The organism is Candidatus Thermoplasmatota archaeon (assembly GCA_034660695.1).
Lineage (GTDB): Archaea > Thermoplasmatota > E2 > UBA202 > DSCA01 > JAYEJS01.
The window spans coordinates 23,398-33,076 of the sequence record JAYEJS010000079.1; the positions used below are offsets into that span (position 1 = coordinate 23,398).

General features: G+C 39.6%; 6 protein-coding genes. 3 read left to right on the forward strand and 3 right to left on the reverse strand.

Features of this window, described 5'->3' with window-relative positions:
- Nucleotides 1-8 precede the first annotated feature (8 nt).
- Complete coding sequence (locus tag U9O96_04000; GenBank protein ID MEA2054266.1) at nucleotides 9-1,139, forward strand: hypothetical protein; 1,131 nt, start codon at nucleotides 9-11, stop codon at nucleotides 1,137-1,139.
- Between the two features lie 299 nt (nucleotides 1,140-1,438).
- Nucleotides 1,439-1,930: a PUA domain-containing protein gene (locus U9O96_04005; GenBank protein MEA2054267.1), complete on the forward strand. Its 492-nt coding sequence runs from the start codon at nucleotides 1,439-1,441 to the stop codon at nucleotides 1,928-1,930.
- A 224-nt stretch (nucleotides 1,931-2,154) separates the two neighbouring features.
- Here the strand turns inward: U9O96_04005 and U9O96_04010 are convergent, their stop codons facing one another.
- Nucleotides 2,155-3,966, reverse strand: coding sequence for a fibronectin type III domain-containing protein (locus tag U9O96_04010; GenBank protein ID MEA2054268.1), 1,812 nt, complete (start codon nucleotides 3,964-3,966; stop codon nucleotides 2,155-2,157).
- Nucleotides 3,967-4,239: 273 nt separating this feature from the next.
- On the opposite strand from U9O96_04010, the gene U9O96_04015 reads away from it, so the two are divergent.
- Nucleotides 4,240-6,936: a valine--tRNA ligase gene (locus U9O96_04015; GenBank protein MEA2054269.1), complete on the forward strand. Its 2,697-nt coding sequence runs from the start codon at nucleotides 4,240-4,242 to the stop codon at nucleotides 6,934-6,936.
- Between the two features lie 91 nt (nucleotides 6,937-7,027).
- Here U9O96_04015 and U9O96_04020 read toward each other — a convergent pair whose 3' ends face one another.
- Complete coding sequence (locus U9O96_04020) at nucleotides 7,028-7,861, reverse strand: hypothetical protein (protein ID MEA2054270.1); 834 nt, start codon at nucleotides 7,859-7,861, stop codon at nucleotides 7,028-7,030.
- A gap of 1 nt (nucleotide 7,862) precedes the next feature.
- Nucleotides 7,863-9,464 (reverse strand): CTP synthase (glutamine hydrolyzing), encoded by a 1,602-nt coding sequence (pyrG, locus tag U9O96_04025; GenBank protein ID MEA2054271.1) that lies wholly within the window; start codon nucleotides 9,462-9,464, stop codon nucleotides 7,863-7,865.
- Nucleotides 9,465-9,679: the final 215 nt, after the last annotated feature.

Sequence of the window (9,679 nt, forward strand, 5' to 3'; positions counted from 1 at the left end):
GAGGAAAGATGAAGAGATTTGTATTTGTTTCATTGCTTGCATTTCTTATTATTGAAACAGCATCTATTATAACGCCTATATCATGTGCAAAAGAGAGCGAAGTGTGCATCGTATTTTTTTACAGCCCAACATGCCATGAATGCATGGAAGCAAAAGATAAACTGGATAATTTAAAAGCAATATATAATCTCAATATAAAGAAGTATAATGAAATCCTTGATGAAGATTTGTTGTTAGGATATTATAAGGCATTTGATGTACCCATAAAAGAAAGGGGTGCTTTTGCAGTATTTATGGGGAACAAGCATTACTGCAAGCTGTCCCAGTTTGATGGTATTGAGGAAGAAATAAAAAAGCATGTTGACACCGGGTTAAAATGCCCGGAGCCGTCTGAGGATGGAAATGCCGAGGAGACCGTGAAGGGATTTACCATACTGACAGTCATGGCAGGAGGGGTGATGGACGGAATAAATCCATGCGCTTTTGCTACACTCATCTTTTTCATTGCATATATGGAAAAAGTGAAATATGGAAGGAAAACTCTCTTGTCAGTAGGGATATCATTTTCACTGGCCGTATTTACGGGCTACTTACTTATAGGGCTTGGAATACTGGAATTTTATTATAGGATAGAAGAAGTTGGAATAATTTCAAAGTACATATACCTATTTGCGGGGTTATTCGCATTGATACTTGCCGCTTTTAACGTGTGGGATTATTTCAAGATAAGCAATGAAGAAAAGCCTGTACTTCAACTGCCAAAATTTTTAAAAAGAAGGAGAGGGAGAATAATAAAAGTTTTAACACAGAAGAGGGAAATATTGATTCTATCCTTGCTTGCTTTTGCCACAGGACTTGGCATTTCTCTGCTGGAATTTGTATGTACGGGACAAATACTTTTGCCCGTAATGGCGGTAATAAAAAGTGCGTCTTCTTTAAGGATGATTGCATTTGCATACCTTCTGCTATACAACACCATGTTTATTGTGCCTCTGCTTATTGTAATGGCTCTATTCTATGAGGGATATAGCTCTGAGAAATTGGGCGAGATGCAGAAAAAAAGACAAGGGACAGTAAAACTTCTCACAGCTTTGGTACTTGGTGTCATCGGAATATACATGCTTTACATTTTGACATAAAAAAATCTACTTACAAAGAATTTTTATTCAGTCCATCTGTTTATCTAACAGGAATGCTAAATGAGGAAAAACAATGAATTGTATAAGGCTGTTAGGAGATCCATACGATGCTTCTCTCATTATTTCATTTTTCCAGTTCTCCACGAAATCAAGAGAGATGTAAAACTCTCCTTTCCTTATATTCTTTCCAATTTCTTTATTCCGCTATCCGATCCCCCCTTAGGGGAATTACGGCAGAATAATGGCTAAACACAAATGAACAATGCAATGATTTTTATAAAAAAATTCGTTTATATAATATGCCCTTGAAACATCGCCACCCTGTCAGAAAAAAAATTGCAGATGATTTGATAAGGGAAATAGAAGCAAATCTCGGCTGCCGCATTTCATATGATGGAATTGCAGAGACTGCAGATATCAATGGCATAAAGCTTCTTTTGTTGGGCGGTATCGCTAGCATCATATTCCTTAAAGATAAGCCATTTCTAACTCTCAGCGGCATAAGCAGATATAAGCCTGAGAAAAGATTTGTAACGGTTGACAGAGGAGCGGTCAAGTTTGTCATCGGAGGGGCGAATATCATGGCACCCGGCATTATTGATGCGGATGAAAGTATAAGAAAAGGCGACATTGTATGGGTGAGAAATGAGGAAGGGACAGCACTGGCACTGGGATATGCATTGATGGACGGAATAGATATGGTTAAGGCGAATAAAGGTAAGGCTGTTGAAAGTCTCCACCATATCGGTGATGAGTTGTGGAAATTATCCGTTGAATTGAGTAAATCATGACATTTTTTGAGGCAAATACAGGTATAGGCAGATACGGGTGGTTGAGAGTTTCTCCTCAGGGGTGAGAAAAATATTTTGGAAACAATAAGAACAAACCATTAAAGAAATTATTTCTCGTAAATTTAAGAGAAGAATTTATATCTTAAATCTATGCAGGAATATGTTAGATTAAGAAGGAAATAAAAAAATGGTAATGGAATAAGAGAAAAATCAAAATGATAATGTTAATTGTATAAGTAATCCCAAGTTATTTCATATCCATAAAGAGGGATATCAAAATATTCGGTATAGATTATGTTACCTTCTTGCCATGTTTTCTCTAGATGATATCTCTCATTTGCCAGCATGTCATCCATTTTCTGTTTCGTAAATAAGACATCAAGCTGTGGTTCAAGAAATATCAAGCCCCTGTCACTTGTATTAACGGCAACTATAGCATGATCTCCTGGGGAAGTATCTAAATAGACGTATCCTGCATGGATATTTTCTTTATCTGCATTTTTAATAACATCAACTGAAAAATTATGGCAGACATAACCGCTATTATATTCATTTTCATCTGTTTTATCCCGTTCTACAAAACTTTCGATCACGTTATAGGCTGGGGCGTTTGGAGAAGCAATAGAAGAGGCACACTCGTCAGAAAACTGCCTAAACTGTGCTTCCTTTGCGCAGTTCCAAGCCCGATAATAATAAGTTGTCCCCTTTATTACATTCCTGTCAATAAAACGCTCATCAGATCCCTCATAAACAATAACCCCATCATTCATGTTTTCTGGTGTACTTCCCTCTTTTCTGACAATGTATATTGTATCACTGCCCACTCCATTTTGCCAGTATAATTTAATTTGGTTATTATCATATGATTTAGCATGAAAAGAAACAGGACAATATGGTTTAGTGAGTGCAGAACTTACAGAGTAAGCTTGGGAATATTGAGAAAACCCTCCTGATTTTAGGAAATGCCAAGCCTTATAGTAATATAAATGGCCTGCTCTTCGATTATTATCAGCAAAATATGTCCCAGTGCCATTATATATTACCGTGCCATCATTCATATTTTCGGGCATGCTTCCTTCTTTTCTAATAATGATGGTTTTTTCTCCACCATCTCCATTATCCCAAGACAGTTCTATTTTTGATTCACCATGCGTCTCTGCCATAAACACTTTAGGGGCCTCAGGCTTTGTAAGATTAGCAGCAAATGAAAAATCATCTGAACAACAGGTTATATTCATTTTCGTCACATAGTTCCACGCTTTATAACAGTAGATTTTACCTGCCTCAGGCAATAGATCCGTAAAAGACTCCCCAGTTAGGTTACTGATTATATGACCATCATTCATATTTTCGGGCATGCTTCCTTCTTTTCTGACAATATATGTATATTGATCGTTCTGTCCTTTTTTCCACCTCAATTGAATTTGATTTTCATCAACTGATTGCGCAACAAAGGACTGGGGTGCTTGAGGTTTTGTGAGATTAAAAGCTTGAGCATAGTTATTGGAGCAGCTGTTTTTATCCCCTTTCTCTTTGAAATGCCAGGCCCTGTAACAGTATATTGTTCCTGGTTGTAAATTAGTATCGACTGTGTAATCATCAGTTCCATTATACACGGTTATCCCGCCAGGATCAGATATTGATTCTGGATAAGTTCCTTCTTTCCTTTTAACCAATGTATAAACAATGTAGTTGCCCCGAGAACTATCAGCATCCCATCGTTTTTGCCATTCAAGTCTTATTGAAGAGTTGCTAGCAGTAATTGCTTTCAAACTTATGGGAGCATCATCTGGTTCTTTAAAAAAGGGTAATTCAAAATCGGATAAATGCGGCATTACTAAAAAATAAAATGTCACTCCAAACAAAATGAGCACCCCCGCTATGGCAATTTTTTTCCTTAGATTTTTTGGTCTAGCAATAATTTTATTAGTATGAAACTCACCGCTACTCGTGGAATGTTTTATTTCTTGACAGTGTTGCTCAGAATCGATCTTGACAGCATTTACAATACTGTACCTAAAGAAATCTTTTTTCATTTCAGATATTGATTTAAACTCATCGCAAAGGTGGATCTCAGGCATTCGACAATCTGAGCAAAAATATCTGCTGCAATAAGGACACTTAAAGGGTAATCCTTCAATAGGTTTACCACAATTGTTGCAACGAGTCATCTATAAATATCCAATCTCATTCCTAAATTTAAGCATTACGATTTCCCTAGCAAAAATGAAAATATTTTTTGGTCCTCCAATTAATTATCACAAAATTAGCAACAAACTTATAAGGGAAATTTTACTTCCATAGGGAGAATGAGCGAAGATTACGATTTCAAGGTGGCTGAAAAAAAATGGCAGAAGAAATGGGAGGAGATAAATATTTACCACTTTGACAAAAATAAAGAGCCCGTATATTCAATAGATAATCCGCCGCGATATGCTTCCGGCCCCCTCCATATAGGGCATGCCGTGCATTATACCCATATCGATTTTGTCGCCCGCTATAAGAGAATGAGAGGTTATAACGTATTTTTTCCCCTCTGTTTCGATGTGAACGGCATTCCCATAGAGGAGAGGGTGGAGAAGAAGATGGGCATAACCAGAAAGGATATAGACAGACATGAATTCGTCAAGTTATGCAGAAGTTTTGCCGAGGGCAATATCGGGGATATGAAAAAACAGTTTTCCATGCTCGGCGAATCCATGGACCCAAGCATTTACTACCAGACGGATGCGGAATATTACAGGAGAATAACGCAGATATCTTTTATTGATTTGTACGATAAGGGATACATTTACCAGGGAGAATTTCCGGTCAACTGGTGCCCGAGATGCATGACGGCCATGGCGGATGCCGAGATAGAGCATGCGGAAAGGGAGACCAAACTCAATACCGTAAAATTTTATTTTGCAGAGCAGCAGCCAGGGCAGATAGAAAAATATCATGGCATCGGGAAAGATGAAAAAGGACAGTATCTGGAGATAGCAACAACACGTCCAGAAATGTTTCCCACCTGCCAGATAGTCGCCGTCCACCCTGATGATGAACGCGCTCCATGGCTTGTAAATAAAGAAGTCATTGTCCCACTTTTTGGCATGAAAGTTAAGATAATAGAGGACGAATCAGTGGACCCGGACTTCGGAACCGGCATCGTGATGGTATGTACAATCGGTGACAAGGACGACCTGGAAAAGGCTTTCAAATACGACCTTCCGATAGAGATATGCATAAATGAAGCGGGGCGCATGAACGACCTTGCCGGAGACTATGAAGGAATGAAGGTGGAGGAGGCGCGGGCGGCGGTCTTAAACGACCTCAATGAAGCAGGTCTCCTCATAAAACAGGAAACACTGAGTCAGAGCGTCGGCGTCTGCTGGAGATGCAAAACGCCAGTTGAATTTATACAAGCGGAACAGTGGTTTTTGAAATTGATGCCTTTCAAGGAAAAGGTTCTGGAGGCGTCACATAAAATACGATGGTATCCCGAATACATGAGGTTGAGGTTCGATGAATGGGTAAATTCCCTCAAGTGGGACTGGGTGATATCACGCCAGAGATATTTTGCTACTCCCATACCATTGTGGAAGTGCGAGAATTGTGGCGAAGTAATAGTTGCCAGGAAAGAGCAGTGCTATGTCGACCCAACCATTGATTCCCCGCCTGTAGAAAAATGTCCGAAATGCGGAGGAAAATTAAAAGGATGCGAGGATGTCTTCGATACCTGGATGGATTCTTCCATAAGCCCATTGTACAATACTTTTTGGGAGAGAGACAAAAATTTGTTTGACAGACTATATCCAATGTCATTGCGCCCGCAGGCACATGACATCATACGGACATGGGCATTTTATACTGTTCTCAGATGCCTTTTAATAACTGGAAGGGAGCCTTTCACCGAAATAATGATGGGCGGGTTTATCCTTGCGCCCGATGGAAAACCGATGCACACAAGCTTGGGAAATGTCATAGACCCGCTGGAGATAATTGAAGAGGATGGCGCCGATTCCCTCCGCTATTATGCGGCCAAGTGCAAACTGGGAGAGGACAATCCATTCCGGTATAAGGACTTGGTCAGAGGGAAGCGCCTGATGAAAAAGTTATGGAATACGGAAAACTTTGTTGGAAAACCGCTTGAGGGTGTAGAAAAATTGGACGATGTGAAAAAGGAAGGGCTTGGAAATATTGATAGATGGATTCTCTCGCTTTACAGCAGTGTTGTAGAAAAATGTACCGACCATATGGAAAGTTTCGAATATGCCGATGCAGTGAGGAAAGCCGAATACTTCCTATGGCATGAATTTGCCGACCACTATATCGAGATGGTAAAACATCGCATTTATGATGAAAACGATAAAAATGCCGTCTATGTTCTGTATACTATTGGTCTGGGTATACTCAAATTGTTTGCGCCATTTTTACCCCACATAACCGAAGAGATATATAATAAATATTACAGGAAATACGAAGGAAAGGGTAGCATCCATATATCCAGATGGCCCGAGCCAGTACTGACAGACAAAAAAGCAGAAAAAGAAGGAGAGATGATAAAGGAAATAACATCTAAAATTCGTGATTGGAAGAGCAACAGGGGAATGTCATTAAATTCCGCCGTGAATTCAGTGCAGATATATGGCACCGTCTCCGAAATTAAGATGATTAAACCAGGCAGCAATATTATAAAAAATACCTTAAATATCGAAAATTTAGAGATAAAATCCGGTATGCCCGATATTGAAGAAATACCCATTGCTGTCAACCTCGATTATTCTAAAATCGGGCCAAGATTTGGGGCAGCAACCGGGCAGGTAGTTGATAAGATAAGGCGCGATATCAACACAACTTATCAGGAATGGAAAGAGAAAGGAGAAATTTTGTTATCGGATATTCCGCAGGCTGGATCAGCAATAATTAAACGAGAAGAGATAAGTTTCGACACACGCACTCAGATAAAAGGCAAAACGGTGGATTTAATAAAAGTGGGCGGTATTATACTTTTGATAGAGGGATAAAAATGAAAAGAAAAATCAGAAATCTGATACTAAAAGCGGTTGCGGTTATTGTGATGCTAATCATGATACTAGCTGGATTTATCGTAATGTTCTAGCACTGATTATCTTTGTCGTATACGACACTGCTTTTTGTCTCTCCCTCTTCAGTTTTTTTGATGCAGATGTGTACCCCATCCCCGAAAATTTCCACGCCCTCTTTTCTGTCAATTATTAGTTTTTCCACATGTATCTCCGGAATTTTTCCGGATGCAAAAAAGTTGAGATATAACTCTCCGTTTATTTTGGCATTAATGCTGTCCTTTGTTACTGTTATGTCAATTTCCGTGCCGCCTGTAATCCTTATCTCCATTAATTTGCTTTTGATTGGATGATAAACCGAGCCGCTTTTTGGCGTTACGTATATGTGGGTTTTGCTATATCCCACATTCCATTCGATGCCTTTCACATACGAAAAAGAGTTGTTAAAATTCACGATACGTTTTTTCATGTGAATCAGATTTTTTATACATTCACGCAGCCCCATTCTTTCTCCAATATCCTCAATTCCTTCTGTTACGGATTGAAGTACGCCTATGCCCCTCTGCATATCGCCAACCAAGTCTCTAATTTCATCCATCATATCCCTTAACATCGTCTCATCCATTTTTTCATTTGAAAAATATGAATGATATTTTTCCCTGATTGTCGACATCGTTTCACAAATTTTTTTGTAATGGGGCATAAGTACCGAATGTTTTTTTATTTCATCAATATCCGTAGCCTCTTCAAAATTTTCTAAATCCCTTATATCCTCAATAACCTCATCTAAATGTATACCAGCTCCAGATAACAACCATTCCCGCACCGTTTCGTACAGGTCACAATATGTCAAAAAAAGATTTCCTTCCCATTTCACGGGATACATATCTTCACTGTTTCCGTCCATTTTAATCGACTACTTTTTCCATGGCTGCCTTTACAAATCCAAAAAACAGTGGAGCAGGGCATAGCGGGCGCGATTTGAATTCGGGATGAAACTGAGATGCAATGAAAAATCTATGTTCCGGAATCTCGGCTATTTCCATTCTTATCTTATCAGGAGAAACGCCAGAGAAAACAATGCCTTTCTTTTCAAGTTTATCTATGTACTCCGGGTTTACTTCATATCTGTGGCGGTGACGTTCGGATATTTCTGTTTTTTTGTATAGTCCGTGTGCAATTGTCCCTTCTTTTATCTTTATTTTGTATGAACCAAGCATCATTGTGCCGCCCATATCTTTCACACCGTACTGTTCCGGGAGTATCGTTATAATGGGGTGCTTTGTTTTCGGGTCTATCTCCGTGCTGTTGCAATCAATGCCGGCAACATTTCTTCCGTACTCCACAACGGCAAGCTGAAATCCGAAGCAAATTCCAAGGAATGGAACATCATTTTCCCTTGCATACCGTATGGATTCAATTTTTCCGTCGGTGCCTCTTGTTCCAAATCCGCCTGGCACCAGTATTCCATGTAAATTTTTTAGAGAGTTGAGGTCACCTTTCTCAAGATCTTCTGCCTCTATCCACTTTACATTTACGTTAACTCCAAGATTTGCCCCGGCATGACGGAAAGCCTCGACTATGCTGATATACGAATCGCTTAAGGCCGTATATTTTCCCACAATTCCTATATTCACGCTATCTTTTGTCCCTTTTATTTTATCGACAAAGTCTCTCCATTTTCCCAGTCCGTCTCTCTTCTCGAGCCCGAATCTTTTCAGCATAAAATCTGTTAATCCCTGTCTGTCAAGCAATAGAGGAACTTCATAAATACATTTCACATCAGGCACAGATATCACTCCCTCGGGAGGCACATCGCAGAAAAGGGCTATTTTCTCCTTGGTTTTCCTTTCGAGAGGTTCTTCCGAACGACCAATAATAATATCGGGGTCTATCCCTATGGCACGAAGTTCCTTGACAGAATGTTGTGTTGGTTTTGTCTTCTGTTCCCCCACAACACCTATTACTGGGATCAAAGTCGTGTGGAGAAACACAATGTTATCATGTCCTACATCCTGGTGAAGCTGACGAACTGCCTCGAGGAATGGCATGGATTCTATGTCGCCGACCGTGCCGCCTACCTCAACGAGACATATATCCGCTCCGCTTTCCATTGCAACTCTTTTTATCCATTCCCATATCTCGTCTGTTATATGGGGCACTATCTGTACCGTTTTGCCCAGGTAATCCCCTCTCCTCTCTTTTTCAATGACGGATTTGTAGACCCTGCCGGTTGTTATATTATTATCCTTCGAAAGATTTACATCCAGAAACCTCTCATAATTCCCCAAGTCCAAATCCACTTCTCCGCCATCTTCCAGAACAAATACCTCTCCATGCTGAAATGGATTCATGGTGCCGGCATCACAATTAAGATACGGATCTATTTTTATTGCAGTAACATTATACCCCTGCATTTTAAGGAGAAGGCCAACCGATGATGTTGTGATGCCTTTTCCCAAACCAGATAAAACACCACCTGTAATAATGATATATTTGCCTCTTGGCATAACTCCATTATGCGTTTTGTATTAATAGAATTATCGGTAGAACATTTGGTAATCCCCAATAAATTTGTTGAAGATTTAAATAGTAGGAGATAATTGCCTCTTAGCAGAAGAACATGCTAGGAGGGAAAAGATGGAAAAAAAGAAAGGTAAAAAATGCCTAAAAGATAGGCATGGAAATGTGGTAACCTGTCAAAATCCAGAATGCAAGGCTTACC

Coding starts and splice junctions, on each gene's coding strand:
- U9O96_04000 (MEA2054266.1), top strand. CDS start 9: ATGAAGAGATTTGTATTTGTTTCATTGCTTGCATTTCTTATTATTGAA.
- U9O96_04005 (MEA2054267.1), top strand. CDS start 1,439: ATGCCCTTGAAACATCGCCACCCTGTCAGAAAAAAAATTGCAGATGAT.
- U9O96_04010 (MEA2054268.1), bottom strand. CDS start 3,966: ATGAAAAAAGATTTCTTTAGGTACAGTATTGTAAATGCTGTCAAGATC.
- U9O96_04015 (MEA2054269.1), top strand. CDS start 4,240: ATGAGCGAAGATTACGATTTCAAGGTGGCTGAAAAAAAATGGCAGAAG.
- U9O96_04020 (MEA2054270.1), bottom strand. CDS start 7,861: ATGGACGGAAACAGTGAAGATATGTATCCCGTGAAATGGGAAGGAAAT.
- pyrG (MEA2054271.1), bottom strand. CDS start 9,464: ATGCCAAGAGGCAAATATATCATTATTACAGGTGGTGTTTTATCTGGT.